Source organism: Paenibacillus sp. EZ-K15, assembly GCF_002573715.1.
In the GTDB taxonomy this organism is placed as follows: domain Bacteria; phylum Bacillota; class Bacilli; order Paenibacillales; family Paenibacillaceae; genus Paenibacillus_AQ.
The window spans coordinates 35,706-61,239 of the sequence record NZ_PDHM01000003.1; the positions used below are offsets into that span (position 1 = coordinate 35,706).

Below are 25,534 nucleotides of genomic sequence, written 5' to 3' on the forward strand. Positions count from 1 at the left end.
AGGGCTTACAAAAGAGTGGGGGGAGATTATGTTTGGGAAAAGGCCTATAGCCCGTACGTTCATACTCCTGTTGGTTAGCCTTGTTGTGGCAACCGCGATTATCGCCGTTGCCTTGAACATGGAGATGCGAGCTTCAGCGGATGAAGTCGTTCTCACGATTGATGATGAGCCCGTTACGGTTCAGGAGTTCCAATTTTTTTTACAGCAAAATAAAGCATGGACTACCAGCTACTTCAAGCAGAAATACAATGCCGATTATAGTGAAGACTTTTGGACTTCTGCTTATGAGGGAGAAACACCGCTTGATTATGCCAGGCAAAAAACGGTGCAGGATGTAGCGCGTATAAAAACCGAACAGAGCCTGATGAAGCAGCACGGGATCATCCAGGATGTATCCTATGCGTCCTTCTTAAGGAATCTGGCAGCGGAAAATGAAACCAGACAACAGAAAATTCGGGAGGGGCAGCCGATATATGGTCCTCAGCAGTATGGTGCCGAGCCATTTTACTCCTACACGCAGAGCATGAATTATCAAAGATTAATCGATACGTTGGTTAAGCAAACAAGGAGTTCGCTTGGCGATAAAGAGCTGAAGGCCCTTTATGAAGAGGTTAAACCCGAATATTTTCATCTGGGGTATGCGTTCGTTTATGAAAAAGTAACGGCCTCAGGCACGGAGTCCTCCCGTACCCTGAATACCCTTCAGGAGCTTGTACTCTCTAAGAAGTTAAGTGTTGAGGAAGCTATCGCAAGGTTGAGCCCCTCAGGCCTTAAGGTGCAGAAAGACACGCTGGATATAGACACCAAATCCAAAGACGATGATGCAGCGCGTTATCTACACGATGTGCTGACGTCCACGCAGCCGGGTGAGTTTACCGCTATTCAACAAGATGCGGAGGGCTCTATGATGATCAGGCTTCTCGATACCAGGGATAAAGGCTATGCGCCGTATGAGCAGGTTAAAACGTCCCTGGTTCAACTATACATTCAGAAGCAGCTGGAACAGCAGGTAAGTCAGAAGTTACACGATGCTAACATTCGGATCAACGAGGAGGTGCTGAGGTCGATTTCCTTCTAATTCTGATAACCAAAAGATTGTAAGGAGGATGATGTAATGAATCATGGGAAAAGAAACAGCAAGCGAAGGTTGCTCACCGTTTATCTTAGTATGATATTGGCGGTTTCCCTGGGATTTCCCGATCTGCAAGGGAATCGGGTAAGCGCAGCAGAATCCTTGGAGGCAGCGACGTCTGTCCGGGCTGCATCGGGAACGGTCTATTATGTCAGCTCGGATGGGGATGATGCCAATAACGGAAAGTCGGAGAGCCAGTCCTGGAGAACGCTCGAGAAAGTAAATAGCATGAATTATGTACCCGGTGATCATATTTTATTTAAAGCTGGGGATGTGTGGAATGGATCACTCAAGCTTCGGGGAATATCCGGCACGGAGGATGCACCGATTGTATTCAGCAGTTATGGCGATATTGAGGGGCATGGCCGGCCGGTTATTAACGGAAACGGCACAACCACCACGGAGAGATCTGCGATTATAGAGAACTACAAAAGCGTTTCGGATAAGACGATGTCGGCCACCATCGATGTAGTGGATGGCAGCTATCTGGAGTTTTCCAATTTTGAGCTGACCAACTACCATCCGGATATCATCTCGCAACGAGCGGGCATCAATATCCGCACAGCCTCTACTACGGTATCGGAATGGGAAGCGAATCCTCACATGGGGATTGTCGTCAAGAATAATTATATTCATGACGTGAACGGCAATCCAAAGGGCTGGAAAATCGGAAGCGGCGGAATCCTGATTCTCGGTAATATTACGGACGTCCTCGTTGAGGGCAATATCGTGAAGCGGGTGGATATTGAAGGGATACGCAACGCCGGGCTTTATAAAGAAGGCGATATTAAAGCCAATTTTCCGAGAGTCTTCAAAGATATTATTTTCAGAAACAATTATGTAGAAGAAGTTCAGGGCGATGGCTTTGTGATGAGCAACGTCGGCGAGAATGGCAGAATGGAATACAACACCGTAGTCAAGCATTCGGCCAAAGACGTAGGGAATGTCAATTATGCGGGGCTATGGGTCATCGCTGTCAAGGACATGGTTATGCAGTATAACGAAGTGTACGGAGGCGTGTACGGGTATAACGACGGCCAGGCCTTTGACGTGGATATGTTCTCGGAGGGAGCGCTGTACCAATACAACTACAGTCACAGCAATCGCGGGGGCTTTATTCTCTTTATGGACGGTTCAACGAATTCTGTGGCTCGGTACAATATCAGCGTGAATGACGGAGACGGCAGATACCTGCTGCATTATTTACCGACACAGGCACAATATGCACCACTGATTCATAATAATACATTTTTTACAGACGAGAATATCTCGACCAAAATATTTAATACTTCGAGCAAGTATGCACGGCTCTATAACAACATCTTCTACTCCAAGGCAGATACTCCAATGGGTGCGACCTCCTTCTCCGGTGGGGAGATCAAGAACAATATCTTTTATCCGGGAACGGGTATCAAGGGTACTGTATTCCCTGGCGCAGTTGTAGAGGACAATATCTTTGAAAGCCCGAAACTCGCCAGACCGGGTGAAGAACCGAAAGATATTATTCAGGCAGATGCGAGTCTCTTCGATGCGGAGAAACTGAATGGTTATAAGCTGTTATCGGATTCACCGGCCATTAATGCAGGACTGGATATGAGCGCATATACACCTACGGTATGGGGCATGGCAGATAAGGACTTTTACGAAAATCCTCTGATTGATGCCAAAGCGGATATCGGTGCGCATGAATATTCGAGGGATGCACCTGCTCATCAGGTACCTGAAGTGCTGCCAACGTCGATGGAACTGAATCAGGACAAGCTGGACTTGTATGCCCAGCAGGCGGGTCAAACGTTAACAGCAGAGTTTACACCTCGAGACGCATGGTTCAAAGGGGTGAAGTGGTCCAGCAGCAATCCGCAAATCGCGGCAGTAGATGCGAAGGGTTTCATCACTCCGTTGAATCCGGGTACAGCGAGCATCAGGGCGGAAAGCACGTTCGATGCTGCAATTTACGCGGAGGCGCAAGTTACGGTTCACCCCCCATCCATGCTGAAGTCGTATCAAGTTGGGGCAGATCAAGTGGAGATATCGGATTCTCATCCATCCGTACAGCTCCGCATTGACGGCGTGACAGAGGAAGGCATTACCCTGAAACATGCGCCTTATTACAAAGTTCAATACAGGACGGACCAGGATCGGGTCACCGTGGATCAGGAAACCGGAATTCTAACGGCAAATGGTGATATCTCCGGTATGGACGCGATAGAAGTCATGGCTGATGTAGAAGAATACAGTGATATTCAGTATTCACAGAGCTTTGAAGCGGGCTGGGGAGACTTTGTGTCGGAGACCGGAACGCCGATTGAGACAGGGGTCATCTCTGATCGAGTGGCTTATCAAGGAGAACGAAGCGCCTTATTTGTAAAAGGGAATGGCAGCAATGCGATACAGAAGCTGTTCGGATCACCGCAGCAAGGTATTGTAACCATGATGTTGTATGACGATGGCTCCAAATCGGGGAATACCCGGGTTGTTGCCCATGTCGGAAACGCAAGAAGCCAGCTGCTAGCCGGTATGGGCTTGCTGTATGATGGGAACCCGGGTTATGGCTCCCAGGACTATTATTCCGTGAGGGCAAGCGGTGTTTCAACGGCATGGGAAAAAACGGGCATTAAGCGTAGTAAAGGCTGGCATGAGCTGAAATGGGACTATACCTCAGGAACCGAGTTGAAAATGTATCTGGACGGCCATTTGGTAAAAACGACGACGGCCATCACTCATTTTGACCGAATTGTGCTTGGCTTCCTGTGGGACAGCGCGAACGGCCGTACCTTTGCCTTTGACAATATCAAGTATGCTTCAACGGATGACAAGGTGACGAAACCGGCTGAGAAACTCACGCTGTCCGTGCATCAGACAACGGATAGAGCCGCCTTGGAACAGGCAATTACCGTCGCCCAAAGCGTATATGATCCGGCCGTGGAAGGAACTGAGCCCGGACAATATCCAGCAGGTTCGAAACTCCAGTTATTCGATGCCATCGAAGCTGCAAATGTAGTGCTGGACCAGGCAAATGCGAAGCAGGATGAAATCGACGCTGCCGTCACTGCACTTCAAGCGGCTGTGGCAGCATTCCAGTCCTTGGTGATCGTGGACCCGGGAGCTCCCGTGGATAAAAGTCGTTTAAACGAAGCGATTACCGTGGCCAAATCGGTGTATGCCGAGGCTGTGGAGGGAGTAGAGCCTGGACAATATCCGCCGGAGGCCATGCTGCGGTTCCATCATGCGATTCAGGCGGCAGAAGACGTGATGATGAATGAGGATGTGACGCAAGCGGACGTCCAGGCTGCCATCAACGCCTTAAACGGGGCCCTTGCGGAGTTTAAAGGGAGCATGATTCCAGGAAGTAAAGTCCCTTCTTGGTCAGGAGGCATACTTACAGCTGAAAATGTCTCTGCCACCAGTGTTCATCTTCACTGGTCAGGTGAGGTTCAGGCAGAGCAAGTTGAAGGCTATACAATTTCTCGGAATGGGGATGAATTAGCCACGGTAACCGGGTCAGTATACCGTTATCATGTCACAGGCCTAAGTCCTGACAGCATATACAGTTTCAAGGTTGAAGCAGGGAGTAAGGGTGAGTGGAGCCATGACGGGCCGAGTATGACCATCAGAACAGCCGCAATCGTAACGGAGCCTGGCGGCGGCTCATCGGATGGAGGGACATCGTCGACGATCCCATCCCCAACCGTTCCGAAGACCGGGAACCCGGAGGAGGAGTCCAGGGAAGCCGAAGAAGATGATAAGGGAGAAGCTGAGAAACCGAACCCTCCGAAGCTGGAGGTGCATCTTCAGGATATTCGTAAACACTGGGCTTCAAAGGCTATTGAAAAGGCGGTTGAGCTTGGTTGGGTCCAGGGATATAAAGATCATACCTTCCGTCCCAACGCCAAGATTACGCGTGCCGAGTTTGCAGTGTTGTTAGGAAGGGCGTTGGGATTGGGCCAGAGTCAGCAGGGGACAATAAGCTTCGAAGATGCGGACGGGATTCCTGCTTGGGCGAAACCATTTGTTACAGGAATTGTTCAAGCCGGGATCATGAATGGCTATGAGGATCATACCTTCCGGCCGGCCCAAGAGCTGACCCGGCTGGAGATGACTGTCATGATCGCCAGAGCAAAGAAGCTTCCATTAGACCCTCAAGCGAAGGTTTCCTTTGCCGATGCAGATCAAATCCCTGCGTGGGCTAAGCCTTACGTAGCAGCAGCTGTTGAAGCGAAACTGATCCAAGGCAGAGGCCATGGAGTGTTCGCTCCAAAGGCTCATGCGACCCGCGCTGAATCTGTCAGTTTGATTGTTGCAATCCTCGGCGAGTAATCCTTAGCCGAGCGTACATGCAAAGAGCAAGAGAGTACGGTTCCTGTTAGGACCGTGCACTCTTGCTCTTTTCTTCAGCTTTCATATCGTACGGGCCAAGCTCGATTTCGGTTGCTCGACTCTTAGGGATCCTCTTTCAGCTGCAGCTGAAGATGGTGCTTGGCGAATACTTCCAGCATAACAGCTTTCGTCTTCATTTGGTCCGGACCGTAAACGTAGAGAAGGTACGTTTGGTTGCGGTACAGTGTCATGCTTAGACCCAGTATGCTTTTTGCGTATGATCCGGTCCAAGGACGAGTACGATGCTGGATGAGAAATCATTCGCCCTCATATTGATGTCCACGATAGCTCGTATGCTGCTTCCCATTCATGCACCCTCCCCGTTTCATGGAATCGTAATCGTAATCGTTAGCGGTATTCCCTTGGAATACGGCGTGCGACCCCGGTTCGGATGGCTGCCTGGATGACAAGGTCCCGGATGCCGCTGACGACTTGCTGGTTGAATACGCTCGGGATGATGTAATGCCGGCTCCGTTCCTTGTCCGTGACCGCCGAAGCGATCGCTTCGGCTGCGGCGAGTTTCATCTCCTCATTAATGGCGGAGGCTCTGCAGTCCAGGGCGCCGCGAAAAATACCGGGAAAACATAACACGTTGTTAATCTGGTTCGGGTAATCGGAGCGGCCAGTTGCAATGACGCCCGCGATATCCTCCACCTCCTCCGGCAGAATCTCCGGGATCGGATTGGCCATCGCGAAAACGATAGGACGCGCTGCCATCGCCTGAACATCCTCTCTCTTCAGGATTCCGCCGGCAGACAAACCGATAAACACGTCGGCGCCTTGGATGACGTCTTGGAGTGATCCGGAACGCCGTTCGGGGTTGGTCTGGTTAGCATACCATTGCCACATGGGATGGTCATACGTCTGATCGGCGGTCAGCGCGCCGAGGCGATCGACGCCGATGATGTTCTTCACGCCAGCCGACATCAGGATCTTGCTGCAGGCAACGCCCGCGGCGCCGATGCCGCAGACGACAACTTTCAGATTCTCTACGGTTTTTCCGACGACCTTCAGCGCATTGATCAAGGCTGCATACAGGACGACGGCCGTTCCGTGCTGATCGTCATGGAACACCGGGATGTCCAATTCCTCGCGCAGGCGCTGCTCAATCTCAAAGCATCGCGGCGAGGAGATATCCTCCAGATTGATACCGCCAAACGCGGGGGCGATCGCTTTGATCGCGGTGATGATGCCTTCGGTATCCTGCGTATCCAGGCAGATCGGGAAGGAGTCCACGTCCGCCAGCTGCTTGAAGAGCATCGACTTGCCTTCCATCACCGGCATGGCCGCATAGGGGCCGATATTGCCAAGTCCCAGGACGGCGCTGCCGTCGGAGATGACGGCCACGGTGTTACGTTTGACGGTGAGCGTAAAGGCTTTACGCGGTTCTTCGTGGATCGCCATGCATACGCGAGCAACATCCGGCGTATACACGCGGGAGAGGTCGTCGCGGTTCTGGATCGGCGCTTTCAGCTTGGTTTCAATTTTTCCTCCAAGATGCAGCAGGAAGGTGCGATCAGATAGATGCAGCAGTTGAACGCCGGACATACTGCGAATGCGCTCGGCAATAATGTCGATGTCGATGGTGTCGATTACCGTGATGGTGACGTCGCGAATCGTGGTATGCCTGCTCGTCTGAATGACGTCAATGGCCACGATGTCGCCGCCAGCCTCAAAGATGGCGGCCGTTACTTGACCGAAGCTGGCTTCTTCCGTATTCATTTCAATTCTAGCGATGACACTTTTCCCGCCTAGTTTGCTGGTATTCATGACTGCCTCCTTGAGCTATCGATATACGTATGATGGTTAGCCTTCTTCGTTCACGACAACTTCCTTGCCTCTTCGCTTGAGTAGAATCGGAACGACAATCCAGAGCAGGGCGATGATGAGAAATGCCAGCGACATTGGCTTCTGCAGGAAGATCATAAAATCGCCGTTAGACGTGGTCAGCGCCCGGCGCATATTGTTCTCGATCATGGGACCCAGCACGAGTCCGAGTACCAGCGGGGCGAGCGGAAAGTCATTGCGAGCCAGCAGGAAGCCGGCAATGCCGCAGATGAGCAGCAGGACCAGGTCGAAGATCTGCGCTTGTACGGCGTAAACGCCGAAGATGGAGATGGCAATGATGATCGGAATGAGATATTTGGCCGGGGTCTGGATGACCTTGGCAAATACTTTGACCAGCGGCATGTTCAGTACGAGCAGAAGCAGGTTGCCGATGAGCATGCTCGCAATCAGTCCCCACGCAACTTGAGGATGCTCCTCGAACAGCAGCGGGCCTGGCTGGATGTTGTACATGATGAGCGCCCCCATCAGGATGGCAGTTGTCCCGGAACCGGGAATACCCAGCGTCAGCAGCGGGATCATAGCGCCTCCGGATGCCGCATTGTTGGCCGACTCGGGCGCAGCAACGCCAGCGATGTTGCCTTTGCCGAAGGATTCCGGATGCTTGCTTACCTTTTTCTCAACGATATAACTGAAGAAGGAAGCAAGCGTTGCACCGGCGCCCGGCAGAATACCGATAAAGAAGCCGAGGATCGAGCCTCGGGCAATCGGCCCCGCGCTATCCTTCAGGTCTTTACGTGTCGGCAGGATGCGACCGATCTTGGAAGTTGGACCTGCTGCGTAGTCTCTCTCCAGGATGGATTTAAACACTTCGCCAAGGGCAAACAAACCGACGGCAATCGTTAGAAATTCCAGTCCGGAGTACAGGATAGGGATATCGAAGGTGAACCGTGCGACGCCGGATACGGTATCCATGCCGATGGTAGCGAGCAGCAGACCGAATACGGTCATGATGAGCGCCTTGGTGATCGATTTGCCTGCAAGCCCGCTTACTGCACAGAGTCCAAGCAGCATGAGCGAGAAATAATCGGCCGGGCCAAATTTAATCGCTACATTGGATAAGGGCTCCGCAAGCGCGATCAATGCCACAAGCGCGAAGAGCCCGGCTGCGAACGAGCCGATCGCAGCGATGGACAAGGCCGGGCCTGCCCTGCCTTGCTTCGCCATCTGGTAGCCGTCCAGCGTCGTCACGACAGACGAGGACTCTCCGGGCGTATTGAGCAGGATCGAAGTTGTAGAGCCTCCGTACATGGCCCCATAATAAACGCCTGCGAGGAGAATGATGGAGCTGGTTGCTGCTGCTTCCGCCGGCAAGCCGCTAGTCATGGAGGCGGTGACGGGGATCAGAAGCGCGACGCCACTCATGGGACCGATGCCGGGCAGCACGCCGACCGAAGTGCCGATCAGCACGCCTATGAAGGCGAAGAGCAGATTATGCCACTGCAAGGCGGTCATAAAGCCATCCGCCAAATAATCCAGAACGTTCATTGTAGATTCCTCCCATGCTCATGATAGCCAAGACGGGAAGCCCGGCATGGAGCCTTCCAGCAAGACAACAAAGATGACGTACACACCGCCGGAGAACAGCGCGGAGATTAGAATGGATTTCAGCCACTTGCCTCGTTCCAGTGTCTGAAACGCAAACAGGAGGAACAGGAAGGTGCCGATGATATATCCGATGAATTCCAGGAAATAGGCATAGAGAAACGCTGCTGCAAAAATCATGAAGAAGCGTTTGTAGTCCAGCTTCTCTGCATGGTTTTCCGTCGGCTTGGCTTTCAAGGCTTCATAAAACAAACGAATGCTTAGCAGCGTAAGCGCCAATCCGAGACCAAACGGGAATATGTTAGGGCCGACGGTGCTCCCGTATGCGGATGCGCTGATCTTGGCGCTCTGCCACATAAAGCCGATGCCAAGGAGCAGAAATACGATGCTGGCGTAGCGGTCAAACGTTCTGTTCAAGGTTGACACCTCCTCAAGGATGAAACGGGAGAGGGGAGCGCACCGCTCCCTCAATTCCAAGGCTTACTTCTGCATGCCTAGCGCTGTGAGCAGCTCCTGCACGTCTTGCTCCTGTTCTTCAAGGAATGCTTTGAAGTCAGCGGCGTTTCGGTATTCGCTTGCCCAGTCGTTGGCAACCAGCTCTTTTTGCCACACTTCGTTCTCGGAGAGCTCCTTCAGCGTTTTGTCCCAGAAGGCCAGCTGCTCTTCCGACAGTTCCTTCGGACCGAATACACCGCGCCAGATGGTGAATTCGGCATCCAGACCCAGCTCCTTCAGAGTCGGTACATCTGCAAAGTCTCCGCCCAGGCGTTCGCTTGAGGTAACCGCCAGGATTTTGATCTTGCCTGCTTTCAGGTAGCTCCCGAGCGAAGAAATGTCCGTGCCGATCGCGTCGGCATTGTTGCCGAGGAGGGCCGCGATGGCCTCGCCGCCGCCATCATAGGATAAATACTTCACGGTTCTCGGATCTACACCGGATTTGAATGCAGGTAGAACGCTGATCAAGTGGTCCATCGAGCCTGGAGCGGAACCGCCCGCAAGTGTGACGGAAGTCGGATCGGCTTTGATCGCGTCGACCAGCGATTGCAGGTCAGTGAATTTGGAGTTTGCCGGTACGGCAATCGCTCCGAAGTCTTTGGTCATCTGGGCGAGCGGCGTCACGTCCTTGTAGCCGAACGGACTGTTCCCTTCTTTTTTCAAGTTGTTGATGAGGATTGGCGGAGAGCTGACGAACAGCTTGTAGGGATCTTTGTTGTCTTTTGCCACGTATTCTGCGAGAAACACGGTCCCGCCGCCGCCGGGCTTGTTCTCAACCGTCATGGTTTGTTCGATGAGCTTTGTTTCCGTAAGTACTTTGGTGAGGGAACGTGCGGTTTTGTCCCATCCACCGCCGGCGCCAGAAGGCGCGGTCACGATAAATGGTTTTTTCGGATATTCGCCGGCGCTGCTTCCGGTGCTGTTGCAGGCTGTCAGGCTCATGGCCAGGACAAGTGCAGCGGTTATGATTTTTATGCCGTTTCGTTTAAGCATGGATAAGTTTCCTCCTTATCGTTGTGCGAGAGTTCGCAATACTTGTAAGCGCTTACCCAATTGAAGTTCCTTCATATTATCATCGAGCGTCTGGCTTGAACAGAATTGCGACATAAGTTGAAAAAACATCATTTCGCTAATTTTGTTCATAAAATTTACGACCGATTTTTTCCAGAGACTATTGTCACATGTGTGATCTAGAATACAATAGGAAAATCAGAGCTGCGCTTATGGCGACAATGTGTATGGAGGAATATGAATGCGTTTACAGACGAGATTGATTCTGCTTATAGGCACCCTGTTGTTCGCCGTCATTGTCGCCCTCACCTTCAGTTTTGAGCGGTTGCTCATCACAACGCTGGAGAAGAGTATCGGCTCTTCGGCATTAAAGCTGGCGAAGGCCGTGGCGGAAATGGACGTTATTCAGAATGCGTTCGAGGAAGAGAACCCGTCAGCCATCATTCAGCCCGTGGTAGAGGAAATTCGGTTGGAGACGGATGCGGAATATATCGTCATCGGTAACCGTGAAGGAATCCGGTATGCGCATCCTCTCGCCGATCGGATCGGCAAAGAGATGGTCGGTGGCGACAACGGCCCGGTATTGAAGGGAATGAGCATCATATCGAAGGCGATTGGCTCCATGGGACCCTCGCTCCGGGGGAAGACGCCGATCTACAATGATAAGAACGAAATTATCGGTATCGTATCGGTTGGCATTCTAATGAAAGATATCGAGATATCAGCACAATCGTACCGAAATCGTGTCCTGTTCTTTGCAGGAATTGCGTTAATCCTGGGATGCGGCGGCGCTATATGGATATCGTCCAGCGTCAAGCGATCCATTCACGGGCTGGAGCCCAAGGAAATCGGTTTATTGTATCAAGAGAAACGCGCGATTTTGGAAACGATTCATGAAGGCATTATCGCCGTCAATCGGGAGGGCATCGTAACCTTGGCCAATCATACAGCCATGATGCTGATCGATCCAAAGGAGCGTAGGGTGATCACCGGGCAATATATTCAGGATGTCATCCCGGGCACCAGGCTGCTGGAGGTGATGCAGTCCGGGGTAGCAGAGAAGGATCAAGAGATGGTCATTAACGATCATGCGGTTGTGGTCAACCGGCTGCCTATCTATGATCATGAGCATCGGATTGTGGGGGCGGTCTCCAGCTTTCGGAACAAATCCGAGCTGCTGCGCCTGACCGAAGAGCTTACGCAGGTGAAGAGGTATACGGAAGCGCTGCGCGCGCAGACACATGAATATTCCAATAAGCTGTATACGATTTACGGACTGATTCAGCTGGAATCGTATCAGGAGGCGATGGATCTGATTACGCATGAGACGGATGTGCATCAGAACCTGATACAATTCCTGCTGCAGGAAATTCCCGATCCGATCATTGGCGGCATTCTCATTGGAAAGTTTAATCGCGGAAGCGAGTTAAAGGTGAAGGTTGAGATCGACCGGAGCAGTTCCTTTAAAGACATTCCCGGTCATATTAGCCGAAACCAACTGGTTACCATTATCGGTAATTTGATCGACAACGCCATGGAGGCCGCATTGGGATCCAAATCGGATAACAGATGGGTAAGCGTAAAGTTACACGACAAGGGCGATCAATTAATGATCGAAGTATCCGACAGCGGGTCCGGTATTGCCGAGGCTGGAACGGATCGTCTGTTTAAGCTGGGCTATTCCACCAAGGGGGAGCGCAATCGAGGCTTTGGCCTATCGATCGTCAACGGGGCCGTACAGCAAATACACGGTACGATTGCGTGCCATAACTCGCCTGCGGGCGGTGCGGTGTTTACGGTCAAGATTCCAAAAACAGGGGGGAATATCCATGATTCGGGTCGTAATCATTGAAGATGATGTGCGCATTGCCAGCATTAATCAACGGTTCGTAGAGAAGGTAGAGGGCTTTGAGGTCGTCGGCATTGCAACGGATCGGGTCCAGTCGCATGAGCAGCTGGATATTCTGGCGCCTGATCTGGTGCTGCTGGATTTGTATTTTCCCGATATGTCAGGATTGGATCTGCTGCAGCATATACAGCGGGGATACCCGAATACCGATGTTATTATTATAACGGCAGCCAAGGAATTCGATACGGTGCGGGAGGCGATTCGCGGCGGAGTGTACGATTTTATGATCAAGCCGGTGGTCTTCGACCGTTTCCAGGAGAAGCTGAAAGCCTACCGGAAATATTACGAGCAGATGAAGCAGCTCGGCGGAGCAAATAAGCAGATCGATCAACAGGGCATCGACCAGCTGTTATGGCGTGCCGGTGAACGGATGGAGAGGGAAGCGTATTTTCCAAAAGGCATCGATAAATTGACGAGTGAGAAAATTCTGTCCTACATCGAGGAGTCCGAGGACGTGTGGACCGCGGAGGATCTTGGAAAACGTGGCGGCTTCAGCCGAACGACGGCCAGAAGATACCTGGAGTACTTCGTGGAGAAGGGCATCCTCGTGGCGGATATTTCATATGGCACGGTAGGCAGGCCGGAACGGGTATACCGGAAAGCGGAGGATTAGATGACCGGATGCTGGCGCGGAATCTCTCCTAAACTTGCAGCGGTAGATTGCTTGAGACGTTACCCGTATCAGAGTTCCAAATCATTGAGTCGGTTTCCCCAATCTGCAAGCTCGGCATGAAGGGCATCTGGAAGCGGGATACCTATTATGACCGGGATTTTGCCAGGATGGGGAGATCACCGATTTACTCGAAATCATCCACGATTTAAAAAGTTGAAAAACCATTCTCTATGCATCCTCGTTATAATGATATGAGCCTAATTGGGATAACCATTCAATCCAATGCGTCTGCATATGGAGATCCTGCCCACACTGTTGGTGTGGGTTATTCGGTTTTGGGGTATAGCCCATAACCCCCGGGTTAACAGCAGGGCCGATTATGACGCGGGTGTGCGTTTTTTAAACGCATTTTAAACGAAGGAATCCCCGTCATTTAAACTTGATCCTGTAACTTATAAGTAGAACATCACAGAGGGAGTGAACGAAAGCATGCTGGAAGCCTACCTGTTTCCAATATCTTATGCATTTTTAACCTTTCCCATAGCGGCTTTGCTGTGCGCAGTTCCCTTTCTGATTGTGCAGTATCGCAAATATGGTTATTTTAATAAATTCCGGGGATTTCTGCTGTATTTATTTCTGCTCTACATGATGAACGCAGTGTATCTGGTGCTCCTTCCTTTGCCTGCCTCGCGGCATAATGCTCCAATGAATGTCGCCTCGGTCATGCAGTGGATTCCGCTGAATTTTATCCAAGACATATTGAAGGAGACCCAGGTGGTATGGGGCGAGCCTTCGACTTACATGCATTTGTTGAAGGAAAGAGCCTTCTTGCAGGTTGTGTTTAACGTATTTCTCGTGGTTCCGTTCGGCATGTTCCTGCGTTATTACGCTCGGGCATCCTGGGTTACGTGCTTGGTGGCCTCATTCGGATTATCGCTGTTCTTCGAGGTGACCCAGGTGACCGGCATTTACGGCATCTATGATCACCCATACCGGTTGTTTGACGTGGATGACCTGCTGTTGAATACCATGGGTGGAATGATCGGATTCGTGCTCGCGGATTGGATGAAAAATCATCTGCCTCGCCTCGATCGGCTGGATGAGAAGGTGGATCTGTCGCAGAAACGGGTCAGTTATACGCGCCGGGCGATCGCTTTCGGTATTGATGCAGGGGTCGTGCTGCCGATGATTGGCGTGTTGACGGTGCTGAACGTGAAGGGTGCGTATTTTATTGTCGTGATTTTATATCATATCGTGCTGCCGTATATGATGCAGGGACAGACGCTGGGCAAGTGGATTGTCCGGGTCCAGATTCGTGGAGCAGAGGAACATCTGAAGTTGAAGGAAGTGATCATCCGTAACGGACTGCTATATGTGGTATGGGGTGGAGTTCATGCCTTGCTTATTCCCGTTAATGTTTTGGGTTCGCAAATCCTGGCTGCCATGTATGCGCTGGGGGTATTGCTTCTGGATGGCGTTGTGTTTATCCATATGCTGTTATGTCTCATCCATCGTGACCGGAAGCTGCTCCATGAAGCCAAGAGCGGAACGAGGCTGGCTATCGTAGAGAATAAACCATTAATCAAGACGGATTAATGTAGGTTACCACAGCATCTCTTATTTGTTATAATGTGGTAAACGTGTTCGCCGAGGAGGAGATACAACTGAAAGGCAAAATCCTCTCCATTTCTGCAATCATCGTGGGCTTGCTGTTTATTTCCTACCAACATCTGGGTTATTCGTTCGGAGATGATCTGTTCCGCTGGGCAGGGATCTCGCCATGGACTAAGGAAGGCAATTATGGTCTTCATCTGCCTGTTCTAGCAGGTCTTATTTTGTTGGTAGCTGGCATCCTATGGGTGGCACGGATTTATCGTCCACGTTATCCGAAGATTATGAGCCGATTATTGATCGGCTGTATCGCATGGATCGTTATTTTCCCATTCATATCAGCGTTTGTGATGTACGCGGTGAATTATAATTCGAGCGGAATATCCACCGTGACGTACTCCAAAAAAGACAGCAAGTGTGATTATCGCACAGAGAACGATGCTATTCGGGCACATTGCCAGATTCATATTTACAGCTATGGCACCGAGCAACAGGTTATGATACGGCCGCTAAGCGTTGATATTGGCGGGAGGGTGGTTGATTTCGAGCCTAAGGTGGTTACGGTTCGGCCACGAGGTCGGATACAGATTAGTGAAACCTTTGAGGGTTTCTTGGAACAGCCTGACTCTTCCAACAGTATGTCGGGCGGAACCAACGAGCCGGGCATCGAGCTGATCGTGGATGGCAGAAGCAAGCAGGTGAAATAGCCATCCGTTACGAATGAAGGTACATGACTCTGATATCCGAGGTGGGCCATGGCGAATTTTCATCGCACGGAATGGTATATGAAAATACCGCTGTTAACGCTGCTATTGCTGGTGATGGGTTTATCGCCCGCTGCGGTTGCTTCCTGGGCATACTCATTTGTCGTCAATGATGGGAAGGTTTTTGTCGTGTCAGAGGACCGCGTGGATGAGTCCACGCTTGGAGACGTGGTGGGGAAGGTCACCTACCATACGGATCGGGAAGGGACCTACGGCGGCAATTTCTCTAATATTTACCCAAGGGGAACGAAATACTATGCCGTTCAAGGAATCGCTCCTGAATTGGCCATCGCGGTTGAGACGCAGGAAGGCTATCTGATGGCTCGTTATGAGGGTGAGTATAGCGGGTCCCGTGTTCCGTGGGAAGCCATCAAGGATTGGATGGCGGCGGGGCTGATCCTACTAATCGTTGTGTGGGTGGCGATCGTTGTTCGAAAGAAGCGGGCAAGTGGCTCATATAGGCGTTAGCTGCTTCGGGAGCTAAGCCAATTTATTCAAGATGTGCAATAACAGCCGGTATTCTTTGAGCATGCTCATTGGACACCGGCTTGTTACATTTATGTATTTGTACGGGTTACAGCTAGGCCTATGGAGGATTTATATTTGCTACAATAGAAAATAGAACTAGAAACCGATACGATAAGGAGACAGCTCATGAAACCGATACGAAACTCGGCCAAGGCCGTTATTATGCGGAATCATCAAATTCTTCTAACGAAAAACGTAGACCATTTGGGGGATTTCTATCTGTTCCCTGGCGGCGGACAAGAAAAGGGAGAAACCTTGGTGCAGGCGGTGATCAGAGAGTGCCAGGAGGAAATCGGGCGTAAGGTGGAAGCTGGTGATCTGTTGCATGTCCGTGAATACATAGGTTCCAACCACGAGTTCGCGGAATGGGATTCCGATGTGCACCAAGTGGAGTTTTATTTTGAGTGCAGCTTGGTGGATGCAGGGGATACCTTTCTTGGCCATAACCCGGATGAATACCAGGTGGGTGTGGAATGGATCGACCTGTCCGCATTGGATGAGATTCGAGTATACCCTCGATCCCTGGTCAAACCACTCCAAGATAAGGCTGCACGCCCCGTAGTTTGCTATGTTGGAGATACGAACTGATTTTATCTACAGAAAATCTTGAAGTTTGTGGTCAAAAATTCAATGGGATGATGGAGGATGCCGAATATGGATCAATGGGAATACAAAACGCTGAAATACAAAACCGGAGGATTCCTTGGAGGCAAGGTGAACGAAGAGGAATTTGAGGATTTATTAAACAGTTACGGGATTGACGGATGGGAATTGATCTCGTGTTTTGATACGAGTGTGCATCAAGGCCAGTCCAGAGACATCATTGCCGTAATGAAGCGAAGAGCTTATCTGGGGTGAGGAATGAATAAAGGGGAGACGATATTATGATCATTCGCGAGACAGAGGATGCTTTTGTGATGACAGCCCAGGACGACCATGGCCGATTCTCGGGCGATGTAGCCCGGGGCTTCCGGCGAGAGCTGTTTATGGATGAGTCTGTATTGGATGAAGTACTGCTGGCTATAACCGAGCATGACCGCGCTTGGCTTCGGATGGATGACACACCGATCTGGAATGACGAGAGCCGGACTCCATACACTTTTATCGATTATCCGGTCCTGCCGAAAATGCTAATGTATACAAAGGGTGTTGATGAGATCGAAGCGATGAGTCCTTATGCAGGGTATCTCTGCAGCCTTCATTTTGCATCATTTATGAAAGAAGCGACGGAAGCGCCGCTGGTGGAATTCTACCATGAGGAGTTGGCTCGGCAAAAACGACTAAGTGATCAGTTTCAATTTCCCGATGAAGATGTCGTTAACAGACAGTTTGGCCTGCTGCAGCTGTGCGATGATATCTCGCTCTATGTAAACATGAATGCACCTGGTGTTTCCAAGGATCAGGAGCATCCGTGGTTTAAAGAGGGCTTCGATATGTCGATTGATGGAGAAAGGGTCATAGCGGCCTGGGCAAGCGAGCACGAGATTCGACTGCGACCGTTTCTGTTCGAACAGGCATGGTCGGCTTCGGTGAAGTGGAAATATGTGCTGAAGGCGAAGATTGATGAACTGGGAGTGGCCAAGGCATTTGATGGTGCGGCGTGGACGGAGCAGACGGTTACTTTTGTACCGTAAGTTCATTCATATAAACGATCATACTTCATCGGCAAAAATATGATATGATCACCACAGTAGGTTGTAGACTGGACAGATTTGATTCTGTAGGAATGTAGAGGATGAATAATGAAGAAAAAGGAATTTTTGATCGTTGCGCTGCTTAATTTTTTGGCTGCGATAGCGTTCTTGGTGGTCGTTTTCATCACGGATCGAAGCTCTTGGCAATGGGGATTTGGAATCGTTTCACTGTTGTTTGCGATTGGTGGAGTAGGGAATTTGGTATTGCATGCCAAGAACAAGTAAAACCTCCTTCGCAGGGCTATCACGATAAGATTCACTTTGTAAGGTAGGAGGATTATGATTTTGATGGAATGGAAGAACCTTTATCGGGGTGTGCTGATGGGAGTCAGTGACCTGATTCCAGGTATAAGCGGCGGCACTATTGCTGTCGTGCTGGGTATCTATGATCGTTTGCTGGCGGCTATCAGTGGATTTTTCAGCAGGGAATGGAAGAAGCAGCTGGGCTTTTTGATTCCGCTTGGCGTTGGAATTGGAGCAGCTCTATTGTTACTGAGCCGCGTGATTGAATACCTGCTGGCAAGCTATTATGAGCCCACCCAGTTTTTCTTTACAGGATTGATTTTAGGGGTGTTGCCTCTTATTCTGCGTAAAGCGGAGGCGAGAACCAAATTCAAAGCCGTGCATGTGGTCGTGTTGATTGTGGCAGCCGGTTTATTGGCTTCGACGGCCTTTCTCAGAACGGATGCCGCATCCGATCCGATAACCGTCCTGACCTGGTCCAACGGGATCGGACTGTTCTTATCCGGCTGGTTAGCCAGCATGGCGATGCTGCTGCCTGGCATTAGCGGGTCGTTTGTACTTCTCCTTCTGGGTGTGTATTCTACTGCCATTTCAGCTCTATCCTCATTAAATTTAGGGATTATAGCTGTCATTGGGGCGGGAGTGGTGATTGGCTTCGTGGTTAGCAGCCGGTTGATTCGGTACCTGCTGGACCGTTTCCCACATATGACGTATGCCGTGATTATTGGATTGATATTAGGATCTATTGTTATCGTGTTTCCGGGTATTCCATCCGGAACGGGTATGATGGCTACCAGTATAGGAACCTTGCTGCTGGGGCTGATCGTAGCGGTGTTCATGGGTAGAAAAGAATAAGAATGAAATATAAAACAGGGGGCCGCGGGCTTCCTGTTTTTAGGTTGCTACGGAGCAACTTTGCTCTGAAGGAGCGAAGGGTTGAGATGGCATATGAATCATTTATGCCTTTACTTGTTATCGTATTTATGTGACAATATTCACAAATAGATTAACATTAAAAAAGTATTCATGAATAGGATCCGTGAGGATTCCGTTCATAAGATATGTTAAATGATAAAGCAATGCATAGATGTCGATGTTGTCTTTCCAAGTAAAGGAGCGTTATTCATGAGGAATAATGGGATTTGTGTCAGCTGCGGCGGCGAGGTATACCCTGCCTCTAACAGATGCGCTCAATGCGGAATGCTGCAGACGTCCGGTCCAACCAAGCACACATTCATGCTGCAGGTCGCTTCGATGATTGGTGCCGGGTTGCTTATTTTTGCGGTCCCGGTGATCCTGCTGCTGATGTGGAGACATTAGGATAGAAGCGAATAAACATTTTACAATCCCCCCACTTGCAGACTGTGTTCGAAGCGTTCATCAAGTGATGAATTCGACATGGAGCTTTAACCGGCATTCCGGACATAAGAAGGGAATGTTTCATTATACTGGTCTTGTACCAAGACCCTCATCCAAAAAGATGTTAAAATATCCCTAACCAGATAAAGGATGGGGTTCTTGATGATACATAAAATGAAGGAATTTGCTGCCGGCATTCGTTTTTCGGGAGCTGTGCTCGTAACAGATGAAAATGACAACGTCGTATGGGATGGTGCCTTCGGTTATTCCAACCGGGCCGATCACATCCCGAATCAAACAGACACCAGGTTTGGCATTGCCTCAGGCTGTAAGCTGTTCACCGCTATTGCGGTTTGTCAGCTTATCGAACAGGGCAAGTTGTCGCTGGACAGCAAGCTAAGCGATTGTCTGGATATTTCACTGCCTAATTTTAGCCCGGAGATTACCGTTTTTCATTTGTTGAGCCACAGCTCGGGTATTCCGGATTATTTTGATGAAGAGGTCATGGATGATTTTGAGGATCTGTGGAAGGCGGTTCCCATGTATACACTCCGGAACGGAAGGGATTTCCTTCCTTTATTCCAGGATGAGCGCATGAAATTTCAGCCCGGTGAAAGATTTCATTACAACAATGCAGGATTTGTGGTGCTTGGTCTGATCGTTGAACAACATGCCGGAATGCCGTTTCGCGACTATGTCCAGCAGTTTGTATTTGAGCCGTGCGGCATGCAGGATTCGGGATATTTCCCGCTGGATCGTCTGCCCGCAAATACGGCCTACGGGTATATTGATGAGGAGGACGGCACGTGGAGAACGAACCAGTATGCTATCCCGATTCAAGGTTATGCCGATGGTGGGGCGTATGTGACGGCACCGGACATGATCAAGTTATGGAGATCGCTTATGAACAATACGCTGCTCACCGCATCCATGACGGAGAAGCTGTTGGCTTCACATAACCTGAATTATGGGCTTGGCGTGTGGATTACCAAGAAAAATGAAGATGTGTTTAAATACCACGTCATGGGCTATGATCCGGGTGTGAATTTTCGGTCTGCCTATTACCCGGCCACCGGTCATACCCTTGTAGTGGCTTCCAATGCCGGTGGTGGCGCTTTTGAAATGATGCAGTTCATCGAGGAAGAATTGTTGAAGTGATCTTGATCTGTATGAAACAGCCCCGGGCCTTAAATAGGCCAGGGGCTGTTGTTCTGTTGATCCCAGATCAAGCGGGTGCTGAGTTGACTTACGATTCAGCTTTGAAGTACCGATTCGCCGCGGGTCTGAACATAAATATCAAGGCCGCAACAACGGCGATCATATGAAGGGTACGGCTGGAGGCAAATAGTATGGAAATATTGTCTGCTTGAGCAAAGGCGTCCCAAAGGGAACCGCCTGTTATAAGCCATTTGATAGGGTCAATGATTAGGGAGAGAGTGCCAAACCCGCCTAAAAACAAAGCCAGTGCGATACGCGCCCAATTCTTACCCCGAAGCATTCTGATCATAATGTAGACAAGGACAGCGAACATCGTCGTTCGTGCGGCGACTTGAATGAGAATACCGACAATTCCAGCACCCGTTAGGCTGGATATCGAATCGATGACAGCCAGGATCATCTCAAATACCCCTGCACCGATGGCAATTATCCATAACAGAAAGGACTGGAACACCTCAAGGGGGGCAGCATCCTTTTTCAAGATCCATCATTCCTTTCGTGCTAGAGTGATCCAATAACGCATTGTTAGGGAAAACAAGCTTAAGCGATGGTGCGTCTGGCCGTGAACCACCAGCCTCCTGCAAGCAGAACGAGGGAGATGATCAGCGTGAGTCCGAGTCCTTGCAGCAGCGAATCGTTGAAGAGAAGGGCCAGCAAGCCATCAGCCAGCGTATGCCGGAGTGAAGGGATGGATGTAAAGATCGGGATTGCCGCAATAAATATCACCCAGACGACCCAGCCCACTACATGACGCAGACCGGAAAACAGCAGATTTAGTAATGAAATAAGAAGCAGGTAAGCACCGAATTGATAGAAGAACATGCCAACGATTCCAAATTGATTCCACCCAAAGATTTCAAGGATGTTGTAGGTATTCTCATATTGTCGTATAAATCCGTTCTCCACCTGAAGCCAGATGATATTGAGGACTGCAAAGATGGCGGACCATATGGAGTAAACCAGAAGCATGCCAATATAATATTCCTTTCGTGTAGCTCCTAAATTCATTACCCGCCGGAACAAGCCTGCCGGGAGCACACTGCCTACAAATATCAGGAACACGGTGAGGATGTTAGCCGCAGACACCTGCGTATTCTCCGTACTATCTCCAAGAGACAGGCTTACGATAACATTTGCAATCAAACTAATCGCAACGGTACCGAGCATCACCAAGAGATAAGGTCGAAGCTGAAGAAATGAAGCCCTCATGAGTGCGGTGGTCTTATTCAATGGATTGCCCTCCTTCGATTAAATAGGAGAAAAACTTTTGCAGTGGTAAACCGTCAATAGCAATACCAAGCTTGTTGGCTTGTGCCCGGTCTGCCTCATGAATGGCTCCATATATCGCGGTTAAGGAACCTTTACCGTAAGACTCTTTATAAATCACGTGACGATCCTTCGTAAATTGTTCGATTTGTTCCTGGTTCCCGGTCAACAGATGAGAATTGGCGCGGATATGGTCAACATCGTCATGCAATAACATAGCGCCGGAATCCATGATATAGACTCTCTCAACGACGGTTGCGATCTCATCAATCAGATGGGTCGAGAGCAGGATGGTCCGGGGATGATTGGCATAATCCTCAACCAGAACGCGATAAAATCTCTCTCGCATGAGCACATCCAATCCCAGCACCGGTTCATCAAATACGGTGATCGGAGCCCGGCTGGCCAGACCGATGATGTTTCCGACCAGGGATTCCATTCCCCGTGAAAGCTGGCGGATTTTTTTGTCCGGGTTCAGCTTGAATGTCTTTAGCAGGCTCTGGGCATAGTCCCAGTCCCAGTTCTCGTGAAAGGCTGATGCCAAGCGCAGCACATCAATCACTTTGGCACCGCCGAAGAACAAATTTTTCTCTCTTACGTAGCAGATTCCTTTTGGGGTTTCCCCACTCTTAAGCGTTACCCCCGAGATCTGAATACTGCCATGGTCTGGGAAAGATCCGCCGGTCATCATATTAAGCAGCGTGGTCTTTCCGGCGCCATTGCGGCCCAGCAGGCCATAGATCGTATTCTCTTCCAGCTGGAGCTCCAGATTTCGGACCGCTTCCGTACGCCCGTAACTCTTGCTCAGGTTGGAACAGGTAAGTATTGCGTTCATCCTGCTCATCTCCTATCTCTCTGTTTGATCATTTCAATAACATCCTCGGTGGTCAATTCAAGCTTTTCGGCCTCATCAAGCAGCTTCAATACGAGTTCGTTGTAAAACCGATCCTGCCGCTTGGTTAATATGATCTGTTTGGCGTCTGCTGCAACAAACATGCCCAGCCCCCTTTTCTTGTACAAAATCCCTTCATTGACAAGCAGGGCAATGCCTTTTACAGCTGTAGCGGGATTGACCTGAAATGTACTCGCGAACTGCGACATCGAGATAATCTGATCATCCACTTGGTATGTCCCGTTCAATATGTCATCTTCAATCATATCTGCGATTTGCTGAAAAATCGGCTGTCCTTCGTCAAACCTGGAATTCATGATATCACCCTGTCGGTATGTTAGTCTTGTAACATACTATAATACCAGGTGGAAGGATGTGTCAATCAAAAAGAAAAAAACAGACCCAAATGGGCCTGTTTGTGCTGTGAAATACAAAGAGCCCCCGTCTCTTCAAGACGAGGGTGAGGTGTGTGATCCAACTGCAAAGGCTATATCCAGCCCTTCTCTTCCGCCATCGAGATCGCCTCGATCCGGTTCTTGGCACTGAGCTTGCTTAAAATCTCGGACATATAGTTGCGGACAGTCCCATAGGACAAGTGTAGCTTCGACGCAATTTCATTGGAGCTGTTGCCGTCTGCAGCCAACCGCAGCACTTCCCGTTCGCGTTCGGTCAGCGGATTGGCCCCCGCACCGGAAAGTGTACCGAATACGAGCTCAGGGGAGACCTCCCGCCGCCCATCCATTACCCGGCGGATGGCTTCTGCCAATCGTTCACTGGGCTCGTCCTTAAGCAGGTATCCCTGAACTCCCGCCTGCACGGCCCGCTCGAAATATCCGGGTCTGGCAAAGGTCGTCAGGATGATGACCCGGCTGGGATAACCGCGCAGCTTTACTTCCTCCGCCACTTCGAGACCACTGCGTGCAGGCATTTCGATATCGAGCAGGCATACATCGGGTTGATGCAAGGCAATCAGGGATAGAGCTTCATTGCCGTCGCCGGCTTGACCAATCACATCAATATCGTCTTCAAAATCAAGCAAGGAAGCCAGAGCGCCGCGCAGCATTCGTTGATCCTCGGCGATCAGCACTTTGATGCTCATGGGATGTGTCCTCCTTCCGGTTCTTGATGATGATCGGAACACGAATGTCTATTATCGTGCCTTGCTGGTCGGAGCTGGCCTCTACGGTGCCCCCGATAAGGGAAAGCCGCTCCACCATGCCTTTCAGGCCATTACTGTTGGATGAAGAAGATGAATCTTCTTCTTTGCATTGAAGACCGACTCCATTGTCGGCCACCTCAAGAAGCCACTCATTGTCAAGCGACTCGATGGCAATCCGGCACTGGCTTGCCTGACTGTGCTTCACCACATTGGTCACGGCCTCCCGCAAGCAGAGGCTCAGAATATTGTGGGCCAGGTCGGATATTCCCTCCAGCTTCGGGTTACCGGTGCAGATAAACCGGATATCGGCACTCTCCAGAATGATCTGGGCCTCGACCAGTTCCTCGGGCAAGGTGGCGGTCCGCATGTCGGATACCAGCTCACGCACTTGGCGCAGCGCGGCGCGCGAGGTGTTCTGAATCTCCCGGGCCTCCATTTGGGCTTTCTCGGGATCCTTTACCGCCAGCTTCTCCACAAGCTGGCTCTTCAACGTGATGAGAGACAGGGTATGACCCAAGGTATCGTGAAGATCTCTGGCAATACGCATCCGCTCTTCGCCTTTAATCAGATTGCGGATCTGCTCGTTAGCCTGCGCGAGCTCCTTCTCCAGTTGCTGCCTCCGGTTTAGAGAGCGGATGCCGAAGGGTGAGAACAGCATGATGAGAAAGAAAGGAATCATAAAGACCAGATCCTTCCATCCCAGCATGCTCGCATTTTTGATCAAAGGAATGATCTCTATGATGCCAAACAGCACAAGGGATATCGTGAATTTGCGCCGGTCGGTATACCAGCCGATGAAATTGGCTGTGAAGAACCCCATATACATATAGGTTGGGTGGTACCACATGCAGAGAATGAAAATGATGGACATCTGAATGCTGAGCCACCAGAAAAAACGAGGAGTGCCAGCAGCGAAGTAAAGCTGGCGGTACGTGAGGAGAAACAAGGCAATCAGCGTATATCCAATCCCCATCTTCCAGCCTTCTTCGCTCATCATGTTAATTATGGGCAGAGATATATAAATGAGCCACAGATAGGGGAAAAACCCCAATTGCGTTGGAAAAACCTCAAACCCCGCGGACTTCGCGTCTTTCAATTTTTTCATGAAGCCATCATCCTATCCCCTTAATCGGCTTGTTGTTTTTTCCGAATATAGGTGGATAGTAACATAAATACTGCCAAATATGCTGCTAAAACCATGAAATTATCCAATCCCGGCGCTTCTCCGCGAACGATTGACCAGGCACCTCCGCCAAAATGATAGGAGGGCATCCACTTGCCGATAGCTTGCATGATTGAAGGCATTGCCTCGATGGGGAACCACATCCCGCCCGTCACGGCCAGCCCTAAGTAGATGCCGTTGCTGACGCCGCTTGCGGTATCGACCCGTTTCATGGATCCAATCAGGGTGCCGATAGCCAGGAACGGGACGGATGCAATCAGAATCCACAGTCCGCTGAGCAGCCATTGTCCGAGGGTGAGGGAGACGCCGTTAATCAGGTAGCCCGCTACGAATATCACGATGATGCAGAGCAGATGCATGACCGTCTGCACAAACATTTTGCCAAAGAAATACACGCTGCCGGGAAGCGGCGTTACCCGCATATATACAGCCCAGCCCTGGACTCTCTCTTGCACGAGGCGAATGCCGAGCGACATGATGGCGGTGCCCATGACACTGAAGGATGCCATCGACATCAGATAATGCGCCTGCCATTGTCCGGTATCGTCAGCCCCCGTATTCACGACCCGGGTAAAGATGAAATAGAACAGAATCGGCATAGCGAGCGACCAGAAAATATAATACGGATTGCGCACCATCCGGAGCAGCTCCATCTTGCACTGTATGGTAAGCAGTTTCCAGGTTGTCATG

Annotated in this window: 26 protein-coding genes; 14 read left to right on the forward strand and 12 right to left on the reverse strand. The window is 50.4% G+C overall.

The window, feature by feature from the left end:
- The first annotated feature begins 28 nt into the window (after positions 1 to 28).
- Positions 29 to 1,078, forward strand: a complete 1,050-nt coding sequence (locus CRG97_RS00800) for a peptidylprolyl isomerase (RefSeq protein ID WP_098741311.1) — start codon at positions 29 to 31, stop codon at positions 1,076 to 1,078.
- 36 nt (positions 1,079 to 1,114) lie between these two features.
- Positions 1,115 to 5,449: an S-layer homology domain-containing protein gene (locus tag CRG97_RS00805; RefSeq protein WP_098741312.1), complete on the forward strand. Its 4,335-nt coding sequence runs from the start codon at positions 1,115 to 1,117 to the stop codon at positions 5,447 to 5,449.
- Positions 5,450 to 5,571: 122 nt separating this feature from the next.
- Here the strand turns inward: CRG97_RS00805 and CRG97_RS33935 are convergent, their stop codons facing one another.
- From CRG97_RS33935 to CRG97_RS00830, 5 genes are all read right to left on the reverse strand, one after another.
- Positions 5,572 to 5,700 carry a hypothetical protein gene (locus tag CRG97_RS33935; RefSeq protein ID WP_272914341.1) on the reverse strand — a complete coding sequence of 43 codons (129 nt, stop codon included), beginning with the start codon at positions 5,698 to 5,700 and terminating at the stop codon, positions 5,572 to 5,574.
- Between the two features lie 157 nt (positions 5,701 to 5,857).
- Entirely contained in the window at positions 5,858 to 7,279 is a 1,422-nt protein-coding gene (locus CRG97_RS00815) for an NAD-dependent malic enzyme (protein ID WP_098741313.1), read from the reverse strand.
- A gap of 36 nt (positions 7,280 to 7,315) precedes the next feature.
- The gene (locus CRG97_RS00820; protein WP_098741314.1) at positions 7,316 to 8,842 is read right to left on the reverse strand and encodes a tripartite tricarboxylate transporter permease; all 1,527 of its coding nucleotides are present in this window, start codon (positions 8,840 to 8,842) and stop codon (positions 7,316 to 7,318) included.
- Between the two features lie 18 nt (positions 8,843 to 8,860).
- The gene (locus CRG97_RS00825; protein WP_098741315.1) at positions 8,861 to 9,316 is read right to left on the reverse strand and encodes a tripartite tricarboxylate transporter TctB family protein; all 456 of its coding nucleotides are present in this window, start codon (positions 9,314 to 9,316) and stop codon (positions 8,861 to 8,863) included.
- Positions 9,317 to 9,379: 63 nt separating this feature from the next.
- Entirely contained in the window at positions 9,380 to 10,387 is a 1,008-nt protein-coding gene (locus CRG97_RS00830; protein ID WP_098741316.1) for a Bug family tripartite tricarboxylate transporter substrate binding protein, read from the reverse strand.
- Positions 10,388 to 10,646: 259 nt separating this feature from the next.
- Between CRG97_RS00830 and CRG97_RS00835 the strand changes: the two genes are divergently transcribed.
- From CRG97_RS00835 to CRG97_RS00885, 12 genes are all read left to right on the forward strand, one after another.
- A complete protein-coding gene (locus CRG97_RS00835; RefSeq protein ID WP_098741317.1) occupies positions 10,647 to 12,257 on the forward strand; it encodes an ATP-binding protein in 1,611 nt (536 codons plus the stop codon).
- Complete coding sequence (locus tag CRG97_RS00840) at positions 12,235 to 12,927, forward strand: response regulator (RefSeq protein WP_098741318.1); 693 nt, start codon at positions 12,235 to 12,237, stop codon at positions 12,925 to 12,927. The genes CRG97_RS00835 and CRG97_RS00840 overlap by 23 nt, the downstream gene beginning before the upstream one ends.
- 489 nt (positions 12,928 to 13,416) lie before the next feature.
- Positions 13,417 to 14,523 carry a VanZ family protein gene (locus CRG97_RS00845; protein WP_098741319.1) on the forward strand — a complete coding sequence of 369 codons (1,107 nt, stop codon included), beginning with the start codon at positions 13,417 to 13,419 and terminating at the stop codon, positions 14,521 to 14,523.
- Between the two features lie 44 nt (positions 14,524 to 14,567).
- A complete protein-coding gene (locus CRG97_RS00850; protein WP_237566238.1) occupies positions 14,568 to 15,245 on the forward strand; it encodes a hypothetical protein in 678 nt (225 codons plus the stop codon).
- A 48-nt stretch (positions 15,246 to 15,293) separates the two neighbouring features.
- A complete protein-coding gene (locus CRG97_RS00855) occupies positions 15,294 to 15,770 on the forward strand; it encodes a hypothetical protein (protein ID WP_098741321.1) in 477 nt (158 codons plus the stop codon).
- A gap of 186 nt (positions 15,771 to 15,956) precedes the next feature.
- Positions 15,957 to 16,418 carry an NUDIX domain-containing protein gene (locus CRG97_RS00860; RefSeq protein WP_098741322.1) on the forward strand — a complete coding sequence of 154 codons (462 nt, stop codon included), beginning with the start codon at positions 15,957 to 15,959 and terminating at the stop codon, positions 16,416 to 16,418.
- 66 nt (positions 16,419 to 16,484) lie between these two features.
- The gene (locus CRG97_RS00865) at positions 16,485 to 16,688 is read left to right on the forward strand and encodes a DUF4177 domain-containing protein (RefSeq protein WP_006207549.1); all 204 of its coding nucleotides are present in this window, start codon (positions 16,485 to 16,487) and stop codon (positions 16,686 to 16,688) included.
- A 26-nt stretch (positions 16,689 to 16,714) separates the two neighbouring features.
- Complete coding sequence (locus CRG97_RS00870) at positions 16,715 to 17,464, forward strand: DUF3891 family protein (protein WP_098741323.1); 750 nt, start codon at positions 16,715 to 16,717, stop codon at positions 17,462 to 17,464.
- A 108-nt stretch (positions 17,465 to 17,572) separates the two neighbouring features.
- Positions 17,573 to 17,749, forward strand: coding sequence for a hypothetical protein (locus tag CRG97_RS33045; RefSeq protein WP_009595674.1), 177 nt, complete (start codon positions 17,573 to 17,575; stop codon positions 17,747 to 17,749).
- A gap of 63 nt (positions 17,750 to 17,812) precedes the next feature.
- Complete coding sequence (locus CRG97_RS00875; RefSeq protein WP_098741324.1) at positions 17,813 to 18,622, forward strand: DUF368 domain-containing protein; 810 nt, start codon at positions 17,813 to 17,815, stop codon at positions 18,620 to 18,622.
- 270 nt (positions 18,623 to 18,892) lie between these two features.
- Positions 18,893 to 19,087, forward strand: coding sequence for a hypothetical protein (locus CRG97_RS00880; protein ID WP_098741325.1), 195 nt, complete (start codon positions 18,893 to 18,895; stop codon positions 19,085 to 19,087).
- A gap of 201 nt (positions 19,088 to 19,288) precedes the next feature.
- Positions 19,289 to 20,284, forward strand: a complete 996-nt coding sequence (locus tag CRG97_RS00885) for a serine hydrolase domain-containing protein (protein WP_098741326.1) — start codon at positions 19,289 to 19,291, stop codon at positions 20,282 to 20,284.
- Positions 20,285 to 20,372: 88 nt separating this feature from the next.
- On the opposite strand, the gene CRG97_RS00890 is transcribed toward CRG97_RS00885, so the two are convergent.
- From CRG97_RS00890 to CRG97_RS00920, 7 genes are all read right to left on the reverse strand, one after another.
- The gene (locus CRG97_RS00890) at positions 20,373 to 20,825 is read right to left on the reverse strand and encodes a hypothetical protein (RefSeq protein WP_098741327.1); all 453 of its coding nucleotides are present in this window, start codon (positions 20,823 to 20,825) and stop codon (positions 20,373 to 20,375) included.
- A 59-nt stretch (positions 20,826 to 20,884) separates the two neighbouring features.
- Positions 20,885 to 21,574: a hypothetical protein gene (locus CRG97_RS00895; RefSeq protein ID WP_098741328.1), complete on the reverse strand. Its 690-nt coding sequence runs from the start codon at positions 21,572 to 21,574 to the stop codon at positions 20,885 to 20,887.
- A complete protein-coding gene (locus tag CRG97_RS00900; RefSeq protein ID WP_098741329.1) occupies positions 21,567 to 22,445 on the reverse strand; it encodes an ATP-binding cassette domain-containing protein in 879 nt (292 codons plus the stop codon). Before CRG97_RS00900 ends, CRG97_RS00895 begins: the two co-directional genes overlap by 8 nt.
- Before the next feature lie 5 nt (positions 22,446 to 22,450).
- Positions 22,451 to 22,819, reverse strand: a complete 369-nt coding sequence (locus tag CRG97_RS00905; protein WP_098741330.1) for a GntR family transcriptional regulator — start codon at positions 22,817 to 22,819, stop codon at positions 22,451 to 22,453.
- 170 nt (positions 22,820 to 22,989) lie between these two features.
- On the reverse strand, positions 22,990 to 23,601 hold the full coding sequence (locus CRG97_RS00910) for a response regulator transcription factor (RefSeq protein WP_098741331.1): 612 nt from the start codon (positions 23,599 to 23,601) through the stop codon (positions 22,990 to 22,992).
- Entirely contained in the window at positions 23,534 to 24,766 is a 1,233-nt protein-coding gene (locus CRG97_RS00915) for a sensor histidine kinase (protein ID WP_098741332.1), read from the reverse strand. Before CRG97_RS00915 ends, CRG97_RS00910 begins: the two co-directional genes overlap by 68 nt.
- 20 nt (positions 24,767 to 24,786) lie before the next feature.
- Positions 24,787 to 25,533, reverse strand: a complete 747-nt coding sequence (locus CRG97_RS00920) for an ABC transporter permease (protein ID WP_098741333.1) — start codon at positions 25,531 to 25,533, stop codon at positions 24,787 to 24,789.
- Position 25,534: the final 1 nt, after the last annotated feature.

What these genes read in the sequence shown, in the direction of transcription:
- CRG97_RS00830 (WP_098741316.1), bottom strand. Translation starts at nt 10,387, where the DNA reads ATGCTTAAACGAAACGGCATAAAAATCATAACCGCTGCACTTGTCCTG.
- CRG97_RS00800 (WP_098741311.1), top strand. Translation starts at nt 29, where the DNA reads ATGTTTGGGAAAAGGCCTATAGCCCGTACGTTCATACTCCTGTTGGTT.
- CRG97_RS00910 (WP_098741331.1), bottom strand. Translation starts at nt 23,601, where the DNA reads ATGAGCATCAAAGTGCTGATCGCCGAGGATCAACGAATGCTGCGCGGC.
- CRG97_RS33045 (WP_009595674.1), top strand. Translation starts at nt 17,573, where the DNA reads ATGAAGAAAAAGGAATTTTTGATCGTTGCGCTGCTTAATTTTTTGGCT.
- CRG97_RS00820 (WP_098741314.1), bottom strand. Translation starts at nt 8,842, where the DNA reads ATGAACGTTCTGGATTATTTGGCGGATGGCTTTATGACCGCCTTGCAG.
- CRG97_RS00855 (WP_098741321.1), top strand. Translation starts at nt 15,294, where the DNA reads ATGGCGAATTTTCATCGCACGGAATGGTATATGAAAATACCGCTGTTA.
- CRG97_RS33935 (WP_272914341.1), bottom strand. Translation starts at nt 5,700, where the DNA reads ATGACACTGTACCGCAACCAAACGTACCTTCTCTACGTTTACGGTCCG.
- CRG97_RS00815 (WP_098741313.1), bottom strand. Translation starts at nt 7,279, where the DNA reads ATGAATACCAGCAAACTAGGCGGGAAAAGTGTCATCGCTAGAATTGAA.
- CRG97_RS00805 (WP_098741312.1), top strand. Translation starts at nt 1,115, where the DNA reads ATGAATCATGGGAAAAGAAACAGCAAGCGAAGGTTGCTCACCGTTTAT.
- CRG97_RS00880 (WP_098741325.1), top strand. Translation starts at nt 18,893, where the DNA reads ATGAGGAATAATGGGATTTGTGTCAGCTGCGGCGGCGAGGTATACCCT.
- CRG97_RS00860 (WP_098741322.1), top strand. Translation starts at nt 15,957, where the DNA reads ATGAAACCGATACGAAACTCGGCCAAGGCCGTTATTATGCGGAATCAT.
- CRG97_RS00870 (WP_098741323.1), top strand. Translation starts at nt 16,715, where the DNA reads ATGATCATTCGCGAGACAGAGGATGCTTTTGTGATGACAGCCCAGGAC.
- CRG97_RS00845 (WP_098741319.1), top strand. Translation starts at nt 13,417, where the DNA reads ATGCTGGAAGCCTACCTGTTTCCAATATCTTATGCATTTTTAACCTTT.
- CRG97_RS00835 (WP_098741317.1), top strand. Translation starts at nt 10,647, where the DNA reads ATGCGTTTACAGACGAGATTGATTCTGCTTATAGGCACCCTGTTGTTC.
- CRG97_RS00875 (WP_098741324.1), top strand. Translation starts at nt 17,813, where the DNA reads ATGGAATGGAAGAACCTTTATCGGGGTGTGCTGATGGGAGTCAGTGAC.
- CRG97_RS00915 (WP_098741332.1), bottom strand. Translation starts at nt 24,766, where the DNA reads ATGAAAAAATTGAAAGACGCGAAGTCCGCGGGGTTTGAGGTTTTTCCA.
- CRG97_RS00900 (WP_098741329.1), bottom strand. Translation starts at nt 22,445, where the DNA reads ATGAACGCAATACTTACCTGTTCCAACCTGAGCAAGAGTTACGGGCGT.
- CRG97_RS00905 (WP_098741330.1), bottom strand. Translation starts at nt 22,819, where the DNA reads ATGAATTCCAGGTTTGACGAAGGACAGCCGATTTTTCAGCAAATCGCA.
- CRG97_RS00885 (WP_098741326.1), top strand. Translation starts at nt 19,289, where the DNA reads ATGATACATAAAATGAAGGAATTTGCTGCCGGCATTCGTTTTTCGGGA.
- CRG97_RS00840 (WP_098741318.1), top strand. Translation starts at nt 12,235, where the DNA reads ATGATTCGGGTCGTAATCATTGAAGATGATGTGCGCATTGCCAGCATT.
- CRG97_RS00920 (WP_098741333.1), bottom strand. Translation starts at nt 25,533, where the DNA reads ATGACAACCTGGAAACTGCTTACCATACAGTGCAAGATGGAGCTGCTC.
- CRG97_RS00865 (WP_006207549.1), top strand. Translation starts at nt 16,485, where the DNA reads ATGGATCAATGGGAATACAAAACGCTGAAATACAAAACCGGAGGATTC.